General features: G+C 74.7%; 17 protein-coding genes. 5 read left to right on the forward strand and 12 right to left on the reverse strand.

Features of this window, described 5'->3' with window-relative positions:
- From ACWDCZ_RS29730 to ACWDCZ_RS29760, 7 genes are all read right to left on the reverse strand, one after another.
- Positions 1 to 466: hypothetical protein (locus tag ACWDCZ_RS29730; RefSeq protein WP_449817438.1), on the reverse strand; the 466-nt coding region annotated here is incomplete at its 3' end.
- Between the two features lie 38 nt (positions 467 to 504).
- Complete coding sequence (locus ACWDCZ_RS29735; protein WP_449817439.1) at positions 505 to 1,206, reverse strand: DUF402 domain-containing protein; 702 nt, start codon at positions 1,204 to 1,206, stop codon at positions 505 to 507.
- Positions 1,203 to 2,045 carry a hypothetical protein gene (locus ACWDCZ_RS29740; RefSeq protein ID WP_049652491.1) on the reverse strand — a complete coding sequence of 281 codons (843 nt, stop codon included), beginning with the start codon at positions 2,043 to 2,045 and terminating at the stop codon, positions 1,203 to 1,205. Before ACWDCZ_RS29740 ends, ACWDCZ_RS29735 begins: the two co-directional genes overlap by 4 nt.
- Positions 2,042 to 3,910: a GMC family oxidoreductase gene (locus tag ACWDCZ_RS29745; RefSeq protein ID WP_449817440.1), complete on the reverse strand. Its 1,869-nt coding sequence runs from the start codon at positions 3,908 to 3,910 to the stop codon at positions 2,042 to 2,044. The genes ACWDCZ_RS29740 and ACWDCZ_RS29745 overlap by 4 nt, the downstream gene beginning before the upstream one ends.
- Positions 3,907 to 4,401, reverse strand: a complete 495-nt coding sequence (locus ACWDCZ_RS29750) for a hypothetical protein (RefSeq protein WP_449817441.1) — start codon at positions 4,399 to 4,401, stop codon at positions 3,907 to 3,909. The genes ACWDCZ_RS29745 and ACWDCZ_RS29750 overlap by 4 nt, the downstream gene beginning before the upstream one ends.
- A 233-nt stretch (positions 4,402 to 4,634) precedes the next feature.
- Positions 4,635 to 5,717, reverse strand: a complete 1,083-nt coding sequence (locus ACWDCZ_RS29755) for a TIGR03617 family F420-dependent LLM class oxidoreductase (RefSeq protein WP_387971327.1) — start codon at positions 5,715 to 5,717, stop codon at positions 4,635 to 4,637.
- Positions 5,718 to 5,809: 92 nt separating this feature from the next.
- Entirely contained in the window at positions 5,810 to 6,448 is a 639-nt protein-coding gene (locus ACWDCZ_RS29760; RefSeq protein ID WP_380741674.1) for a TetR/AcrR family transcriptional regulator, read from the reverse strand.
- A 128-nt stretch (positions 6,449 to 6,576) separates the two neighbouring features.
- On the opposite strand from ACWDCZ_RS29760, the gene ACWDCZ_RS29765 reads away from it, so the two are divergent.
- The gene (locus ACWDCZ_RS29765; protein ID WP_449817442.1) at positions 6,577 to 8,118 is read left to right on the forward strand and encodes a carboxylesterase/lipase family protein; all 1,542 of its coding nucleotides are present in this window, start codon (positions 6,577 to 6,579) and stop codon (positions 8,116 to 8,118) included.
- 167 nt (positions 8,119 to 8,285) lie between these two features.
- On the opposite strand, the gene ACWDCZ_RS29770 is transcribed toward ACWDCZ_RS29765, so the two are convergent.
- Positions 8,286 to 8,966: a type 1 glutamine amidotransferase domain-containing protein gene (locus ACWDCZ_RS29770; RefSeq protein ID WP_449817443.1), complete on the reverse strand. Its 681-nt coding sequence runs from the start codon at positions 8,964 to 8,966 to the stop codon at positions 8,286 to 8,288.
- A 250-nt stretch (positions 8,967 to 9,216) separates the two neighbouring features.
- Between ACWDCZ_RS29770 and ACWDCZ_RS29775 the strand changes: the two genes are divergently transcribed.
- A complete protein-coding gene (locus tag ACWDCZ_RS29775) occupies positions 9,217 to 10,128 on the forward strand; it encodes a LysR family transcriptional regulator (RefSeq protein WP_449817444.1) in 912 nt (303 codons plus the stop codon).
- A 53-nt stretch (positions 10,129 to 10,181) separates the two neighbouring features.
- Here the strand turns inward: ACWDCZ_RS29775 and ACWDCZ_RS29780 are convergent, their stop codons facing one another.
- The 4 genes from ACWDCZ_RS29780 to ACWDCZ_RS29795 all read right to left on the reverse strand — a co-directional run bounded on the left by ACWDCZ_RS29780 (position 10,182) and on the right by ACWDCZ_RS29795 (position 14,048).
- Positions 10,182 to 11,015, reverse strand: a complete 834-nt coding sequence (locus ACWDCZ_RS29780; RefSeq protein WP_380741677.1) for an ABC transporter permease subunit — start codon at positions 11,013 to 11,015, stop codon at positions 10,182 to 10,184.
- On the reverse strand, positions 11,012 to 12,007 hold the full coding sequence (locus ACWDCZ_RS29785) for an ABC transporter ATP-binding protein (RefSeq protein ID WP_181970457.1): 996 nt from the start codon (positions 12,005 to 12,007) through the stop codon (positions 11,012 to 11,014). The genes ACWDCZ_RS29780 and ACWDCZ_RS29785 overlap by 4 nt, the downstream gene beginning before the upstream one ends.
- 155 nt (positions 12,008 to 12,162) lie before the next feature.
- Entirely contained in the window at positions 12,163 to 13,590 is a 1,428-nt protein-coding gene (locus tag ACWDCZ_RS29790; RefSeq protein WP_449817445.1) for an RtcB family protein, read from the reverse strand.
- A 50-nt stretch (positions 13,591 to 13,640) separates the two neighbouring features.
- Positions 13,641 to 14,048, reverse strand: coding sequence for an archease (locus tag ACWDCZ_RS29795; RefSeq protein WP_234348327.1), 408 nt, complete (start codon positions 14,046 to 14,048; stop codon positions 13,641 to 13,643).
- Positions 14,049 to 14,489: 441 nt separating this feature from the next.
- Between ACWDCZ_RS29795 and ACWDCZ_RS29800 the strand changes: the two genes are divergently transcribed.
- The 3 genes from ACWDCZ_RS29800 (at position 14,490) to ACWDCZ_RS29810 (ending at position 17,123) form a co-directional block, all read left to right on the forward strand.
- Entirely contained in the window at positions 14,490 to 14,921 is a 432-nt protein-coding gene (locus tag ACWDCZ_RS29800) for a DUF5959 family protein (protein ID WP_449817446.1), read from the forward strand.
- Between the two features lie 71 nt (positions 14,922 to 14,992).
- The gene (locus ACWDCZ_RS29805) at positions 14,993 to 15,313 is read left to right on the forward strand and encodes a hypothetical protein (RefSeq protein ID WP_449817447.1); all 321 of its coding nucleotides are present in this window, start codon (positions 14,993 to 14,995) and stop codon (positions 15,311 to 15,313) included.
- Positions 15,314 to 15,350: 37 nt separating this feature from the next.
- On the forward strand, positions 15,351 to 17,123 hold the full coding sequence (locus ACWDCZ_RS29810; protein WP_449817448.1) for an eCIS core domain-containing protein: 1,773 nt from the start codon (positions 15,351 to 15,353) through the stop codon (positions 17,121 to 17,123).
- The last annotated feature ends 1 nt before the right edge of the window (position 17,124 follow it).

Below are 17,124 nucleotides of genomic sequence, written 5' to 3' on the forward strand. Positions count from 1 at the left end.
CACACGCGCCCCGCCGTGACCCCCCCCCCCCCCCCACCGCCACGACCCCCGCCCCCCCCGACAGCTCCGGTCGGCGGGCCAGCTCCAGGACGGCCGCGTACGGGCGGTCGCCCTCCCGCAGGCGGTCCCCGACGAGATCGACCAGGCCGTCCAACGCCTCGCCCGTGAGGGCGGGGTGGGCCGAGAGCAAGCGAAGGAGGCGATTGTCGTTCCACACCTGCTGCCGGCGCCCGGCCAAGGCCGCCAGCAGGTCGGTGGGGGCGGCCGGGTTGTCGGCGATCGCGTGCCAGACGAACGGGTACTCACCGATGGCCAGCCGGCGCAGGACGTCGGGATTCGAGGTCCGTTCGGCGAGCCGCCGGTAGTCGCCGCCGTCATGCAGGTGCTTGAGCGCCTCCATGTCGTCCGTCATGTCCGTCGCGTCCGTCGCGTCCGTCATGCCCATCGTGTCCGCCGCGGCCGTCACGTCTGCCCCCTCGCCGTCCTTCGTGCAGGGACGCGACCCTAACAGTCCACTGATCCGCCCTCATTCCACTTTCCGGCGGGGGTGCTGAGGGCGGTGGCCGGGAGGGTGGGCAGCGGTCCCTCCGGCGGGAGCGTCCAGGCGTCCGGGTCGGCGGCGAACGGGCCGGTGCGGTCCCGGAGCTGGGCGAGGGCGAGCTCCCGGGCCCGGTCCAGCTGTCGGTGGGTGGCCTCGTCAACGACGCCGAGGCGCCGGGCCTGGGCGTACTCGTCCTCGTCCTTCCAGCTGTACGACGACAGATCGGGGGTGATCACGAGGTCCAGGAAGAGGTCGAGGGTGTCGATGCCGATGGCCGTCCGGCGGTACGGGCGCTCGAAGTTGACGTACCAGCGCAGCGGCCGGCCGTCGGGTGTCAGGAAGCGGTGCACGCTGAACGGCACTCCGGCGGTGAAGCGGCTGAGCACCACGGTGTCGCGCCAGGTCCAGTAGTCGAGTTCCCAGCGGCCGGAGGCGAGGTCGTGGACGCAGTCCAGGCGCAGGGCGTCGTCTCCGGCGTGCGCTGCGACGGTCCAGCTGGCCGGGGCCAGGCTCTCCGTCCCCGGGCGGGCGGTGAGGGTCAGGACGTCGCCGTTGTCCGCGAGCACGGTGTAGGGCATGGCCGACCAGACCCGGCCGTGGGCGACGTCCCGCCGTACGGCGATGCCGCCCGGGGCGAAGACGGGAGCCGAGCCCGGGGCCGTCACCGGACGTAGTAGGCGCGGTTGTGGGCGGCGACCGGCGGGGACTGGTAGGTCCAGACCCCGGCGGCCGGGGCGTCGGCGATCAGGTGGGCGAGGTCGCGGGCGGACTCCTCGGCGGGGTTGCCGAGGTCGAGCCGGACGCGGTCGGCGGTGCGGTCGTCCAGGGCGTAGTAGCGGTAGGGCTGGTAGACGTTGAGCGGTCCGGCCAGCAGCTTGCCCTCGTCGTCGGTGCCGTAGCCGGTGATCGGGGTGTTGTTGACGGACTCGGGGGTGAGGCCCACCAGGTTCACGTCCAGGGCGAGGAGTTCCTCGTCGTGGCGGCTCAGCCCGTCCGGCCCGAGGGCGGCCCGGCGGCAGGAGACCGACCAGCGTTCGCGCACGTCGGGCGCGTTGAGGGAGGGCAGGGTGGTCTCGAACCAGCCCGGGTGCTTGGGCTCGGCGTACAGCCGGCGCCCGGCGTCGATGGCGAGCGGGTTGTCGCAGAGCACATGCAGCCGCGCGATGCCGAGCAGCTTGGTCTGGTCGTAACCCCGGGCGTACTGGCCGTAGTTGACCACCGGCATCCGCTCCTCGGCGAAGACCGGGTGGGCGATCAGGTTGATCTCCAGCTCCTGGGTGATGCCGCCGCCGTTCGGATACTGGGCGAAGTAGAGCTGGAAGTTGAGCGAGACGCAGGCCCCGCCGTCGAAGGCGGCGACGCTCAGCCCGGGGTGGCGCTTGGCGAGCAGTTCACTCGCCCGCGCACGGTCGACCAGGTAGTCGACACCGACGTTGTGCAACGCACCGTAGTGGAAGGGCAGGTGGTACGGCTCCGGTACGGGCGGCAGCGGCAGGCCGGTCATGAGGGCTCCGAGGACGAGGGGGACGAGGAGGACGGCGAGGAGAACGGCAAGGGGGGCGACGACGGGGTCAACGCGGGTGAGAACACGGGCGGTACGGGGACACGGCTGGCGGCCGGGGGCGCCACCGCCGCCGGGCGGTGCAGCTCCAGCAGGTCGCGGTGCATCCGCTCGGCGCTGCGCAGCGCGAGGGCGGCCATGGTGAGCGAGGGGTTGGAGGTGCCGAGGGAGGGCATCGACCCGCAGCCGACGGCGTACAGGTTGGGGTGCTCCCAGCACCGCTGCCAGTGGTCGACCACCGAGTTGGCGGGCGAGTCGCCCATGATGTGGGTGCCACCGGCGTGGCCGGCGCCCCGGTAGCCGTGGACGGTTCCCCGGTGTTCGAGCCGTCCCGGCCATCCGGCCGCCGGGTAGGCGGTGTGGTCCTCGGCGCCGAGCAGCGCGAACAGCTGGTCGGAGACGGCCCGGGCCGAGGCCATGCCCTCGCGGACGTACTCGGAGACGTCGTAGCGGATGGCCGGGCTCGGCAGGCCGAGCGGGTCGCGCCGGTCCCGGTCGAGGGTGACCCGGTTGGCCGGGTCGGCGGGCTGCTCCAGCTCGAACTGGAGCGAGAACTGACGGCCCAGCCGGTCGCCGAGCCGCTCCCGGAGCTCCTTGCCCCGGAGGCCCGCCGCGAGCAGCGACGCCGCCTCGGCCTCCGGCGCGCCGCCCGCCCAGGACCAGCCCCAGTTGCCGATCTCGATCCGGAACGGCGCCCGGCGGTCCCGCCCGGGTCCGAAGCGGAACGCCTCCAGGCCGCTGGTGGAGCCGGGCCCCCGGTAGGGGCCGACCGGTCGGGGCATCAGCCCCCAGGTGAGCAGGGCCGGGTGGTCCATCAGGTTCCGACCGACCTGGTCGCTGCGGTCGGCCAGACCGGAGAGGAGCAGCAGCCGGGCGTTCTCGATCGCGTGCGCGGCGAGGACGACCAGGTCCGCCGTCACCCGGTGGGTCGTGCCGCCGGCGAGGTACTCGACTCCCCGGGCCCGCCCGGTCTCCGGGTCGGCCAGCACCCGGCTGACGACGGCCTCCGTTCGCAGTTCGACCCCGGCCGCCCAGCGGGCCTGGGTACGCATCGGGGTGTACTTGGCCCCGCTCGGGCAGGCCGGGACACAGCTGGAACTGCCCGCGCAGAGCGGCCCGTCGGCGGAGCCGGGCCTGGTCGGCACGCCGTTGCGGGCGTGCGGGGTGGCGGTGACGGCGAGCCGGGCGGGGCCGGGCACGGCGGGATCGCGGACGGTCCGGCCGTCGAGGGCCCGGGCCAGCTGCCGGTCGAGGTAGCTGGCCGGGATGGCCCGCATCGGGAAGTCGTAGCCGTCCGGGATGGGCAGTCCGACGGCACGGCGCTGCTCCTCGGCGTCGGCGGCGACGCCGAGTTCCCGTTCGGCCTCGCGGTAGTGGGGTTCCAGGTCGTGGTAGCCGATCGGCCAGTTGCGGCCGTGGCCGAGGTCGCCGGTGCGGAAGTCCTCGGGGTGCATGCGCGGGGTGAGTCCGGTCCAGAGCAGCCCGGTGCCGCCGTTGGCGCGCAGGTAGCCGCTGGCGTAGGGCAGCGGCCCGTACTGGCGGAGGTGGCCGGTGGCGGTGAAGCCGCCGTCCGGGTTCCCGGTGAGGTCGGTGACGTCGGGTGACGGCGCCTCGGGGCTGTGCGGGTAGGGCGAGGTGGGCGGTCCGCCGCCGGCCGCGCGGTGGGCGGTGGCGGCCTCGGCGCCGGTGGGCGCGGCCCGGCCGGCCTCCAGGACGAGGACCCGCCAGCCCTGTGCGCCCAGGCGGTGGGCGACCAGTGTCCCGGCGAAGCCCGCGCCGACCACGACGGCGTCCCAACGGGCGGTCACCGGCCCTCACCGCCGTTGTCCGGTGCCGCTGCCCCGGTGCCCCGCGATGCGGTGCCTCCCGACGTCGCGGCCCCGCCCAGGATCTCCGCCCCTCCCCGGACCTCGGGGCCCGGAACCTCGGCGCCCCGGGGCGCGCCGGCCCAGCTGCCGTGCCCGGGGGCGGCGGCGCCGGGCGGGACGGCGTGGAAGGTCCGCCAGACCAGCCCCTGGTCGTGGGCGCGGGCGGAGGAGGGCGCCTCGCCGGGCCAGGCGCCGACGTACCAGAGGTGGACCAGGGCGTGCTCGTCGCGGACCCGGTGGGCCAGCGTGGTGCGGTGGTGCTCGTCCGCCATGCCGGTGGAGCGCAGCTCGGGCACGTCGAACCCGGTCAGCTCGGCGCAGACGCGGAGGAACTCGTCCGGGTCGGCCAGGGCGTCGACGTACGCCTTCGCTCCCGGGTCCCAGCGCTCCGCCAGGTCGTAGTCGGCCGGACGGTTGTCGGACACGGACACGCGTGCACCCCCACGATCGGCAACGGGTGGCCGAGGCATGACAGGCCGTACGGCGCAACGGTCCGTACGGCACGACAGGCCCCGCACAACGCGGCAGGTCCGGGGCCGCCGGTCCTCGCGGGGACGGCCCTGCCTGCCACCGCGATCCTGCCGCCCGCCCTCACCACCGGAAACGCGTTGCACGAATCTGCCCAGACTTCATCACCCTGTGCCCGGTCGGCCATCCATCCCGATCATCCGGCGTCCGCTTCCGGTCGGCCCAGCGCCCGCACCGCCGCCAGGACGTCCAGGCCCAGCTCCGGGTCGGCGTCCTCGGGGAGGCTGACGGACAGCCGGGTGACCAGCCCCGCGTAGCGGCGGTGGATCTCCCCCGCGACCTCCTCGACCGGACCGCAGACCGCGAAGGCGTCGAACACCTCGTCGTCGATCAGCGCGGCCATCTCCGCCCAGCGCCCGCGAACCGAGTGGGTGTGCAGCTCCTCCTGGAGCCCCTCCCAGCCGTGCTGCGCCAGCACCGGGCGGTAGGCCGGCGTGGAGGCGTAGAACGCGAGCCGCTCGCGGGTGGCGGCCCGGTTGGCCGCCAGCTCCTCCTCGGTGCGGCCGGTGGCGGTGAGCACGTTGCCGACGATCTCGAACGGCCGCCCCGTCCACGCGGCGCCCTCCGCCTCGGCCCGGGCCCGTTCCTCGGTCAGGCCCGGCAGCACCTGCTCGGCCAGGTAGGCGGTGGAGGAGAACGGGTGGCTCAGGAAGCCGTCGGCCACCGCCCCGGCGGTCCGGGTCATCAGCGGCCCGACGCCCGCCAACAGGATGCGCGGCACCCCGGACGGGACCGGATCCGGCGAGAACACCGGCGTCATCACCGTGTGGGTGTAGAACTCGCCCCGGAAGCGCAGCCGTTCGCCGGTCTGCCAGCTGTGCCAGATCGCCCGCACCGCGTGCACGTACTCGCGCATCCGGGCGGCCGGGCGGTCCCAGGGCATCCCGAAGCGCTTCTCGATGTGCGGCTTGACCTGCGAGCCCAGCCCGATGACGGCCCGTCCGCCGGAGGCCGCGTGCAGCCCCCAGGCCTGGTAGGCGAGCGTCATCGGGGTCCGCGCGAAGGCCACCGCGATGCCGGTGGCCAGCTCGATCGACTCAGTCCGGTCCGCCGCCCGGGCGAGCTGGAGGAACGGGTCGTACGCGGTCTCGGCGACCACCAGCCGGTCCATGCCCCGGCGTTCGGCCCGCTCGGCGGCGTCCAGGATGCCCGCCGGGTGTCCGGAGGCGGTGGCGTCGAGGCGCAGGGCGGCGGGTCGGAGGGCGGCGGGTCGGTCCATGGCGGTGCTCCTGGTCGCGGGCGGCGGTGCTACCCGGGTAGCCTGCCACGCCCCGCCCCGGGCCCCCGGGCCCCGGACCGACCGCCGCCCCCTCACCGACCGCCGACGGCACCGCCCGCACCGCCCGCACCACCCGGCGCCGCGAACAGCCGGTCCAGGTGCCGGTCGACGGCCGTGAGCACGGCGGCGGGCTCGACCACGTCCAGCTCCAGCAGCGTGGTGAACCCGGTGAGCGCGAGCAGCAGGTCCGTCTCCACCACCGGGTCGCGGTCGGCCGCGAGCTGCCCGTCGGCGATCGCCTGCCGGACGATCCCCTCGACCATCGCCCGCCCCTGGAGCAGTCCGCCGCGCGCCCGCGCGTGGACCTCCTCGTCGTGCAGCGCCTCCAGCACGTAGGCGGCGCTCATCCGGCTGGTCGCCCGCGCGTCGGCGTGCAGGGGCAGCAGCTCGACCAGCATCGCCCGCAGCACGTCGCGCGGGTGCGGCCGTTCGCCGAGCTCCGCCAGTGCCCGGCCGACCCGCAGCCCGCTCTGCTCGCCGGCGAAGTCCATCGCGAAGGTGAGCATCTGCGCCCGGGAGCCGAAGTAGTGCTGGAGCTGCCCGAGCGAGATGCCCGCCTCCTGGGCGACCTCGCGCATCGTCAGGTGCGTGGCGCCGCGCCGCTCCACGACCCGCCACAGCGCGCGGGCGATCGTCTCGCGGCGTTCCCGGTGGTCGACCTGCTTGGGCATCGGCGGCGGCTCCTCGGATTCTCCCCGCGGGCCGCGGAAACCGCGGACCCTGCGGGATCTTTTCCATACGCTTGACATAATACAGCTGACCTATAACGTGGGAAGCCTTCCGAGGGAGGAGCGTCCACATGTCGGAGCAGCCCGTCATCCGCACCACCGAAGGACTCGTCCGCGGCCGCTGGGAGCCGCGGCGCGAGCCGGAACAGCACCCGGAGCAGCACCACGAGCAGCGAGGCGGCCGGGAACTCGCCGTCTTCCGCGGCATCCGCTACGCCCAGCCGCCCGTCGGAGCCCTCCGCTTCGCCGCCCCCGCCGCCCCCGAGCCGTGGGACGGCGTCCGCGAGGCCGTCGCCTTCGGCCCCGTCGTCCCCCAGTCCGGGCCGATGCCCGCCGGGTCCGGCGAGCCGTCCGAGGACACCGACTGGCTGACGCTCGACGTCTGCACGCCCGATCCGGGCGCGGCCGGGCTGCCGGTCCTGGTCTGGATCCACGGCGGCGGATTCATGTCCGGCACCGCCGGCGACCCGCTGTACGACCCGACCGCCCTGGCCTCCGCCGGGCTGGTCGTGGTGGCCGTCAACTACCGTGTGGGCGCCGAGGGCTTCGCCCTGCTGGAGGGCGCCCCGGCCAACCGGGCCTTCCTCGACCAGATCGCCGCCCTGCACTGGGTGCGGCGCAACATCGCCCGGTTCGGCGGGGACCCGGCCCGGGTGACCGTCGCCGGGCAGTCCGCGGGCGCCGGCTCGGTCGCCGCCCTGCTGGCGATGGACCCGGCCCGCGGCCTGTTCCGGCGGGCCGTCGCCCACTCGGTGCCGGGCAACCACTGCACGCCCGCGCTGGCCGCCGAGGTCACCGCCGAGCTCGCGAAACTGCTCGGCACCGTCCCCACCGCCGCCGCGCTGGCCGAGGTGCACCCCTGGCGCCTGGCCTCGGCGGTCACCGAGCTGAATGCCGCGCTGCCGGACCACGTCGCACGCTGGGGCCGACTGGCACGGAGCGGCATCGCCACCGTCCCGGTGGTCGACGGCGAGGTCCTGCCGGGCTCCCCGTGGTCGGCGCTGACCGCCGGCGTGGACCTGCTGGTCGGTCACACCCGGGACGAGTTCCGGCTCTTCAGCGTCCTCAGCGGCCGACACGGCGGCTTCACCGAGGAGGAGGCGCAGCGCATGCTGAAGGCGTTCGCGCCGACGCCGGGCGGCCCGGACGCCTACCGGTCCGCCCTCCCCGGCGCGACGCCCTCCGAACTCCTCGAAGCCGTCGGCTCCGACGCCCTGTTCCGGGTGCCGTCCCTCCGGCTGGCCGAGGCCAACGCGGCCGCCGGCGGCACCTCGTACCTCTTCGAGCTCGCCCTGCCCGCCCCCGCCCTCGGCGGCGTCCTCGGCGCCTGCCACGGCCTGGACGTACCGCTCGCGTTCGGCAGCCTGGACAGCCCGACGGCGCGGCAGTCGCTCGGCGACCCGCCCCCGCCGGAGGCCGTCCGGGTGTCGGCGGAGCTGCGCCGGGCCTGGGTCCGGTTCGCCACCACCGGCGACCCGGGGTGGCCCGCCTTCGATCCGGACCAGCAGCTCACCCGCGTCCTGGACGCCCGCTCGGAGACCGTCCGCTACCCGGAACAGGCCGCCCGCCGGATCTGGGCGGGGCACCCCCTTACCGCCTACGACCTGCACTGACGGGGCCCGGCCGGGCGGGGATCCCGAGGGCGGGCGCCGAGGACGGCCGTACGGCGCGGGCACATGCCCGCGCCGTACCCGCCGTGGGCTCCTCACCCGTTCAGGCAGCTCCCGTGCACGGGCGACCGCACGGACCGGCCGTTCCGCCGCTACTTCCCCTACTTCCCCTACTTCCCCGTGTCCTTCAGCAGCCGCAGCAGCCCGGTCGCCACCAGGGCCGAGGAGGCCGGGTTCTGACCGGTCACCAGGTTGCGGTCGACCACCGCGTGCGGCGCCCAGGGCTCGCCCTCCTCGAAGTCCACGCCGAGCCCGACCAGCCGGTCCTGGAGCAGCCACGGCGCGCGGTCCGCCAGGCCGGCCTGGGTCTCCTCGGCGTTGGTGAAGCCGGTCACCCGGTACCCGGCGAAGGGCGAGCCGCCATCTTCGGTCCGCGCGGCGAGCAGCGCGGCCGGGCCGTGGCAGACCACTCCGAGCGGGCGCCCGGAGGCGAGCACCCGGGTGAGCAGCCGGCCGGAGTCGGCGTCGACCGCCAGGTCCTCCATCGGGCCGTGGCCGCCGGGGTAGAACACGGCGTCGTAGTCGGCCGGGTCGACCTCGGCCAGCACCAGCGGCTGCCGGAACTCGGCGATCCCCGCCAGTTCCTCGGCCATCGCCGGGTCGGTCAGACTGGCCCGGTCCGCGACCGGGACGACACCACCGGGGGTGGCGACGGCGACCCGGTGGCCGGCCTCGGTGAAGGCGCGGTACGGGACGACCGCCTCCTCCGCCCAGAAGCCGGTCGGGTGCTCGGTGCCGTCGTTCAGGGTCCAGACCTTCGAACCGGTCAGGACGAACAGGATGTCGGCCATGGGGGTGTGCCTCCGGGGGTGCCGCGGTCTCCGCCACGACGGTCCGCCGCGGCGCTCACGCGGTCGACGCTAGACGCGCCCGGCCCGCGGGAACCAATGGGCCACGCGATGTGAGGCATCGGAATTCCGATACCTCACCCGGACCGTCGAGCCGGTCGCCAAGCTCAGCACCGAACCGACCACCGAATCCACCATCGGGCCCACCCCAGGGCCCACCGCCGAGCCATCGGAATCCCGTACGCTCACGGGCATGAGCGATCGCCCGGCCACCGGCTCCGGCCCGCTGGACCTCAACCAGCTGCGGACCTTCCTCGCCGTGCACCGGGCGGGCTCCTTCACCGCGGCCGCGCACCTGCTGGGCCTCTCCCAGTCCACGGTGACCGCGCAGATCCGGGCACTGGAGCAGCGGCTCGGCCGGGAGCTGTTCGAACGCCGGGCCCGCGGGGTCAGCCCGCTGCCGTACGCCGACGACCTCGCCGCCCGCCTGGCCGGGCCCCTGGACCGGCTCGCGGGCCTCGCCGACGGGCGTGGCGGCGGCGCGCCGGAGCCGGTGCACCTGGCCGGGCCGGCCGAGTTCCTCGGCACCGTCCTGCTGGCCGAGCTGGCCCCGCTGGTCGCGCGGGGCGTCCAGCTGCGGGTGACCGGCGGGCTCACCGACCCGCTGCTGGCGGAACTGCGCGCCGGGCAGCACGACCTGGTGGTCGCCACCCGGCGTCCGCGCGGCCGGACGCTGCTCGCCGAACCGCTCGCCGACGAGGAGTTCGTCCTGGTCGCGGCCCCGGTCTGGGCCGAGCGGCTGGCCGGCCGGGAGCTGCCCGACGCGCTGGCCGAGGCACCGCTGCTCAGCTACGCCGAGGACCTGCCGATCGCCCGCCGCTACTGGCGGCACGTCTTCGACCGGCGGCTGCACGCCCGGGCCGCGGTCACCGTGCCGGACCTGCGGGCGCTGCTCTCGGCGGTGACCGCGGGCGCGGGCTGGAGCGTGCTGCCCGGCTACCTGTGCCGGGCCGAACTCGCCTCCGGGGCCCTGCGGTTGCTTCACGAGCCGACCGATCCGCCGATCAACACCGCCTACCTGGTGCGCCGCCCGGCCGGCTCGGCCAACCCGCATGTGGCCCTGGTCCGCGAACACCTGCTGGCCGCGGCCCGCACCTGGGGCTGACCGGCCGCGCCCCGCCCACCAGCCGCCCACCAGCCACACACCGCGCCCCGGGATCAGACCGCCAGGTCCCGCCGCTCCAGCAGCCGGAAGGCCGCCACCAGCCCGAGCAGCCCCACCCCGAGCAGCACGCCGAACGCCGCCCACGGCACCCCGCCGTGGCCGAGCACGTCGCCCGGCGCGTAGTAGTGGAACGGGCTGAGGTAGCGCAACGGCCGGGCCGGGGACCAGGCCAGCGCGACGAAGTTGAGCGCGAAGCCGACCGCGCCGAAGGCGACGGCCGCGCCGACCACATGGGCCCGCCGCCGGCTGACCGCGGAGACCGCCAGCACCGGTCCGGTCAGGCAGAACGCGAGGGCGCAGCCGAGCAGTCCGGCGGTGAACACCGCGCCCTCCGGGACGGCCTCGCGCAGCGGCGCGGAGGCGGCCACCCCGAGCGCGAGGGTCAGCGTGGCGGCGGCGTTGAGCAGCACCGAGGCGGCGACCAGGGCGCCGGTCCGCTCGGCGAGCAGCCGGCGGCGGGAGACCGGGCGGGTCATCAGCAGCTCGATGGTGCCGGACTCGACGTCGGCCGCGACGGCGGCGGCGCCGAGCGAGCCGATCACGGTCAGCTGGAGGGCGATCCAGAACGGGTGGGTGAGCCCGGCGCCGAGCAGGCCGGGGTAGCTGGCGATGGAAACGTCGCCGTTGGAACCGCTGAAGGCCTTGAACGCGCCGGGCGGGGTGCGGCCGCCGCCGAACAGGTCGCCGGGCGGGATGGTCCCGGCGATCACCACGATCAGGGCCTCGAAGACGACCATGCCGAACAGCAGGGAGAGCAGCATCCGGCGCCGCCGGTGCAGGGCGAGCCAGACCAGCGGGAGGCGGCGGTTGACGGTGCCCGGGTTCACGGCCGCTCCTCCCGCTCCGGCCGGCTGCCGCCGGTCGAAGGCTCCTCGGCCCCGACGGACCGGTAGAGGTCGAGGAAGGCCTCGTCCAGGCCCGCCTCCTCCACCGTCAGGTCGGCGACCGGCAGTTCGGCGAGCAGGCTGCGCACCGCCGCGACCACCTCGTCCGGCGGCACCAGCAGCTCGACCCGCGGGCCGTCCCAGCGCGGGGACCACCGCTCGGCGGCGCCGAGCGGCCGGGCGCCCCGCCCGTCGTCGAGGAGCAGCCGGACCCGGCGGGCCCGGGCCTGGCGCAGTTCGGCCACCGAGCGGACGGTGACCAGCCGGCCGTGGCGGACGATGGCGACCCGGCCGCAGGTCCGCTGCACCTCGGGCAGCACGTGGCTGGAGAGCAGGACGGTCCGTCCGGCCGCGGCCTCCTCGGCGAGCAGTTCGTAGAAGGTCTCCTGGACGAGCGGGTCGAGCCCCTCGCTCGGCTCGTCCAGCACCACCACCGGCGGCCGGTGCTGGAGTGACTGGACGAGTCCGAGCTTCTGCTTCATGCCGCGCGAGTACTGCCCCACCGGCCGGGCCAGGTCGGCCCGGGAGAGCTTCAACCGCTCGCACAGCTCGCGCTGGCGCGGGACCGGGGCGCCCTGGAGGGCGGCGAGCAGGTCGAGGGTCTGCTGCCCGGTGAGCTCGGGGTAGAGCCGCAGTTCGCCGGGCAGGTAGCCGATCGAGGGGGCGAGCCGGCCGTGGTCGGCCACCGGGTCCAGGCCGAGCACCCGCACCTGCCCGTCGCTGGGGCCGAGCAGGCCGACCAGGCAGCGCAGCGTGGTGGTCTTGCCGGCGCCGTTGGGGCCGAGCAGGCCGAACACCTCGCCGGCCTCGACCGACACGTCCAGCTGTTCGATGCCGACCGTACTGCCGTAGCGCTTGGTGAGCGCCCGCAGTTCGATCACCGGACCGCCTCCGGTGCCCCGGCGGTCGACGGCTGGATCCGGGCTTCCCGGCATGACCACCTCCTGTGAGGGACGCGTCCGACGGTGCCGGACGGGCTCCGGCGACGGGATGCGACCCGTCGCCGGACGCGCCCCGGTGACGGACGCGTCCGACATCCAAGCGCGCCCGGCCGGGCGAGTCGAGGGACGCGGCCGAAGCGGAGGGTGTCTCACCCCTTGCACACCCCCAGCGGCACCAGCCGGGCGACCTGCCGGGCGAGCCCCGCGGCCTCGGTCACGGCGGCCACCGCGTCGACGTCCTTGTACGCCTCGGGGGTCTCCTCGGCCAGCGCCCGCCAGGAGGCCGGCCGCACCGCGATCCCCCGCGCCTCCAGCTCGCTCTTCAGCCGCTCGCCGCGTACGGTGCGCAGCGCCTGGTGGCGGCTCAGCACCCGACCGGCGCCGTGGCAGGCGGAGCGGAAGGCCTCGTTGCCGGGCAGTCCGACCATGACGTACGAGGCGGTGCCCATGGTGCCCGGCACCAGCACCGGCTGCCCGGCCTCCATCAGGTCGGCGGGCAGGTCGGGGTCGCCCGGCGGCAGCGCCCGGGTGGCGCCCTTGCGGTGCACGCACAGCGTCCGGAGCTCGCCGTCCACCTCGTGGGTCTCCAGCTTGGCGAGGTTGTGCGAGACGTCGTAGACCAGTTCCAGCCCGACCCCGAGCACGGTGGCGAAGGCGCGGCGGGCCGCCTCGGCGAGCAGCTGCCGGTTGGCCCGGCCGTAGTTGGCGGCCGCGGTCATGGCGCCCAGGTAGGCACGGCCGCGCGGGGAGTCGACCGGGGTGCAGGCGAGCTGGCGGTCCGGGAGCTCGATCCGGTAGCGGTGCAGTTCGCGGTCCATGGCGCGGACGTGGTCGGTGCAGATCTGGTGGCCGAGGCCGCGCGAGCCGCAGTGGATCATGACGCAGACCTGTCCCGGCCGCAGTCCGAAGGCGGCGGCGGTCCGCGGGTCGTGCACCCGGTCGACGGCCTGCACCTCCAGGAAGTGGTTGGCCGAGCCGAGGCTGCCGACCTGCTGCAGCCCGCGCTCGACGGCCCGGGTGCTCACCTCCCCGGGAGCCGCGCCGGCCAGCACGCCACGGTCCTCGCAGCGTTCCAGGTCGCGCGGCACACCGTGGCCGTGCTCGACGGCGTAGCGGGCACCGCCGATCAGCAGCTCGTCCAGTTCCTCCGGTCCGCCGAGCCGCCACAGGCCGCCCCGGCCCAGGCCGCGCGGGACGGTGCGGTCCAGCAGGTCCATCAGGCGGCCGATCCGCTCCGGGTCGAGTTCGTCCCGGCCGACCCCGGCCGCCAGCAGCCGGACCCCGCAGGAGATGTCGAAGCCCACCCCGCCCGGCGAGACCACCCCGCCCCGCTCGACGTCGGTCGCGGCGACCCCGCCGATCGGGAAGCCGTAGCCCCAGTGCACGTCCGGCATCGCGAAGGAGGCGCGGACGATCCCGGGCAGCGCCGCCACGTTCGCCACCTGCTCCAGCGCCTTGTCCCCGGCGGCCTGCGGCAGCAGCGCGGCGCTCGCGAACACCACCCCGGGCACCCGCATCGGCGGGCGCGGCTCGATCCGCCAGCGGTACCGGCCGGCCTCGGTCAGTGCGATCTCCACCTCGCTCACCCCGCTCCCGCGGCTCCGGCCCACCGCGCCCGGGACCGGGCTCAGACATCCACCGTGGCCTGGCAGGTCCAGCCGTCCGGCCCGGCGCTCAGGTCCAGGTCGTGCAGTGAGACGGCCTTCGGCACGGCGCCGACCAGGGCGGCCGTGGCGGCGTCGGCCATCCGGAACCGGACCGCCACCCGACGGGCGCCGTCCAGGCCCTCGATCGGGCCGACCGCCACCGCCACCGGCAGTTCGCCGTCGACGTCCATCCGGTAGACGACCTCCTCCAGGACGCCCGCCAGCAGGTCCGGATCGCTCACCGCGAGGACCGTGCAGCCGCGCTCGCCGACGATCCGCGCGCCGGCCAGGTCGGCGAAACTGCCGACGACGCCGTGCACCAGCTCGCCGATGCAGCCCTCCGCCGTCGGCGCCCAGGCCTCGACCCGCAGGTCGGCCGTGTGCGGCACACTCCGGTGCCCCCTGGCGGACCGGCCGGCAGGCTCGTCTCCGTCCACGAGCGACGCCTCCCGCACCCGTTTCCCTCTCCCCTCCAGCCTCGTCCCGCAGCCCACCCGGGGGCAAGTGCGGCCGATCCGGCCGGTATCGCCCTGGAGAGACCCGCTGGTCCGCACACGCCACGCTCCGGCCCGCCACGGTGGACGTCGGGCAGTCGCGGGAGCGGTCACCGGAGACCCGCGCCAGATCCGGCATCGACGTGATGGACCGGGGCCCGACCACGATGGACACCGATCGTCTACGGGCATAGCGGACAGCGGCACCGCATCGGCCGTCGGACGTCCACCGCGCCGCAGGCCTGCCCTCGGCGTTCCGGCCGGTGCCGGTGGCACCGGAGCTGTCGGTGCCGTCCGGAAGGATGCCCTTGTCCGAGACCAAGCGAGAGGGCTGTGATGGACGACGAACTGCACAGCGGACTGGACGATCTGATCCACCTTGCCGATCCGCCCGGGACGAGCGGTCACGTCGTCGCGCTGCGGGTGCTGAAGCGACCGGATCCGGGCAGCGAGTTCCTGGACTGCGAGTTCACCGTGTCGACGGAGACCATCACCGGCGGTTTCCCGGTGGGGATCACGTCCTTCGACCTGGACAGGTGGGAGGAAGCCCTCGACGGTCTTGCCGGTGCCAGGTTCGTCTCGTGGCTGGACTCCGGCCGGACGGTCCGGTTGAGGATCAAGCCGCTCCCTTCAGGGGCGATCGGGGTGACGGTGAGCGACGACCCGTCCTCGCAGGTGACGGTCAGCCTGCCGATGTCCCCGCCGGTCGGGTGGATCGAGGAGCATCGAGCGCGCCTGGTGAAGGCACGACAGCTCCTCGCAGGCTGACGCCCTGCCGACACCGGTCGTCCGCCCACCCGGCAACGGCCTCGCCGCCCAACGGCCTGGCCTGGCACCTGGTGGATGCCAGGCACCTCGGCCCCGCCTCAGCCCGAGCGCAGCGCCTCGAAGCCGAGCAGGAGGACGTCAAGCGCGAAGGCGAACCGCTCGGCATCGTCCACGCCGGGCGGATCGTCGGGATCCGCGCCGTGGGCGACCGCCTCGGCGTGTTCATCCAGCTCGGTGGGACCGGCCGGCCACGGAATGACCGGCGGCGGATCGGGGCCGTTCCCGTGACGGGCGAACGGTGGCCGTGCCTGCGCGACGGGCAGCGCGTCGTGCCCGATCAGGCAGCCCGGACTGCCTTCACGCCTCTGGTGGAGCCCCTGACCGTCTGTTAGTCAGGAGGGTGACCGCCTGCCGTGCGAGAGGGAGACCATGCACGCCCAGCACAGCGCGAAGACCGATGAGGCCGAGCGCAGCCGTCCACCGGCGAGCAAGCCCGCGATCGGGGGCGCGCCGCCTCTCCTGGCCCTCCAGCGCAGCGTCGGCAACGCGGCGGTCGTCCAGATGCTCCGCCGGACCGGACGGCCTGGGGCTCAGGAAGAGCCCAGGCAGGGCGACGAATTCGACTACCGGCAGACCGAGCACGCCGTTCAGCGCTCCACCGTCCAGGACGTCCTGCGCTCCCCGGGGCGTCCGCTCGACCACGGCACGCGCACCGAGATGGAAGGCCGGCTCGGCGCGGACTTCTCGGACGTCCGCATCCACACGGACGCCGCCGCGCGGGCCTCGGCAGTGGACGTGGGCGCCCGCGCCTACACCTCCGGCCACCACGTCGTCATCGGCGAGGGCGGAGGCGACAAGCACACCCTCGCCCACGAACTCACCCACGTCATCCAGCAGCGCCAAGGCCCCGTCGCCGGAACGGACGACGGCACCGGGCTGAAGGTCTCCGACCCCTCCGACCGCTTCGAACGCGAGGCCGAGGCCAACGCCGTTCGCGTCATGCGGCGGTCGGTGCTTCCGCCGGCGCGGACCGAGGGCGGAGCCGCCGTCGGCACCCGTACCGACGTAGCGGTGCAGCGCGCGACGGCGGAGGAGGACCGCGAGGTCGCGGCGAACCTCGCGGAGGCCGCCGGCGGGCGCCTCGGGAGCACCGAGCCGTGGGCGCGCGAGACGTTCGATCCCCATGACACGGAGATCGGCGCGGACAGGACCGGTGTCCACATCGCCAGTGTCCAGGCCCCCACGGACAAGGTGATGAAAGCGGGTGCGCAGTGGTCGGCCGTCGAGCTGGATAAGAAGAAGAAGCTCCTGGGCGAGGCGCTGGACACCGCGTTCCTCGAATGGAGCAAGCGGTACGACCCGGAGCAGGTGTACATCTTCACCGCGCCGGAGTACTACTTCAGCGGCCAGGGCACCCACTTCCTGAGCGGGGACCAGGCGGCCGGCGTGGACGAGTGGCTCGCCGACCGCCTGGCGATCCTGCCCAGCAACTACCTGGTGGTGCCGGGAACCATCGGCCGCCGACGTTCCCTCGACGCGCACGAATCGGACCAGGCGCGCGCCGAACAGCAGGAGGGCCGGAAGCGGCTCAAGGAGAACATGGGTGCCGACAACGGATACGCGAAGGACTCGGTAGCGGAGCTGGAGGAGATCTGGGAGCAAGGACCTGACCCCGACGGGTCGGGCAACGTGACCGTGTTCGACAACTACGCGCGTGTCTTCCAGGGCGGCCAGGATCCGAAGACCTACACGAAGCGTTTCGAGGCGCCGGACTGGGGAGGAGCTCCGGACCGTTCACCGGAGGAGATGGAGCAAGGCTTCTTCGCCATCGGGCAGGAGAACTTCGAGACCACCGTGAAGGGCGTTCAGGTCCGTCTCCAAATATGCTCGGACAACGCCGCGGAGAGCCTCTGGAACGAACCGTACGAAGGCGTCCACATCCTGGTGGCGGCGAACTTCGGCGACGCGGGCGAGAGCCAGGCCAACATGCACGGGGACACCTTCGTCGTGGCCGACTCGGGACATTCCCAGCTCTTCGAGGCCGACAATCCGGTCCCGCCGGCGGACAGCGTCGAGGACCTCCGGTACCACGCTGCCGAGAAGCGGAAGATGACGGGCAAGAGCCCGGAGGCGACCAGCACGAAGGGACCGGTCTCGCTGAACTTCTACCGCACGGCGACCCGGGAACCCAGCGCCCAGTAGG

This window comes from Kitasatospora sp. NPDC001225, from assembly GCF_053597855.1.

Bases quoted from the DNA above. Each gene is read 5' to 3' on its own strand.
- ACWDCZ_RS29740 (WP_049652491.1), bottom strand. From the start codon at position 2,045: ATGACCGGCCTGCCGCTGCCGCCCGTACCGGAGCCGTACCACCTGCCC.
- ACWDCZ_RS29755 (WP_387971327.1), bottom strand. From the start codon at position 5,717: ATGGACCGACCCGCCGCCCTCCGACCCGCCGCCCTGCGCCTCGACGCC.
- ACWDCZ_RS29760 (WP_380741674.1), bottom strand. From the start codon at position 6,448: ATGCCCAAGCAGGTCGACCACCGGGAACGCCGCGAGACGATCGCCCGC.
- ACWDCZ_RS29765 (WP_449817442.1), top strand. From the start codon at position 6,577: ATGTCGGAGCAGCCCGTCATCCGCACCACCGAAGGACTCGTCCGCGGC.
- ACWDCZ_RS29770 (WP_449817443.1), bottom strand. From the start codon at position 8,966: ATGGCCGACATCCTGTTCGTCCTGACCGGTTCGAAGGTCTGGACCCTG.
- ACWDCZ_RS29775 (WP_449817444.1), top strand. From the start codon at position 9,217: ATGAGCGATCGCCCGGCCACCGGCTCCGGCCCGCTGGACCTCAACCAG.
- ACWDCZ_RS29785 (WP_181970457.1), bottom strand. From the start codon at position 12,007: ATGCCGGGAAGCCCGGATCCAGCCGTCGACCGCCGGGGCACCGGAGGC.
- ACWDCZ_RS29800 (WP_449817446.1), top strand. From the start codon at position 14,490: ATGGACGACGAACTGCACAGCGGACTGGACGATCTGATCCACCTTGCC.
- ACWDCZ_RS29810 (WP_449817448.1), top strand. From the start codon at position 15,351: ATGCACGCCCAGCACAGCGCGAAGACCGATGAGGCCGAGCGCAGCCGT.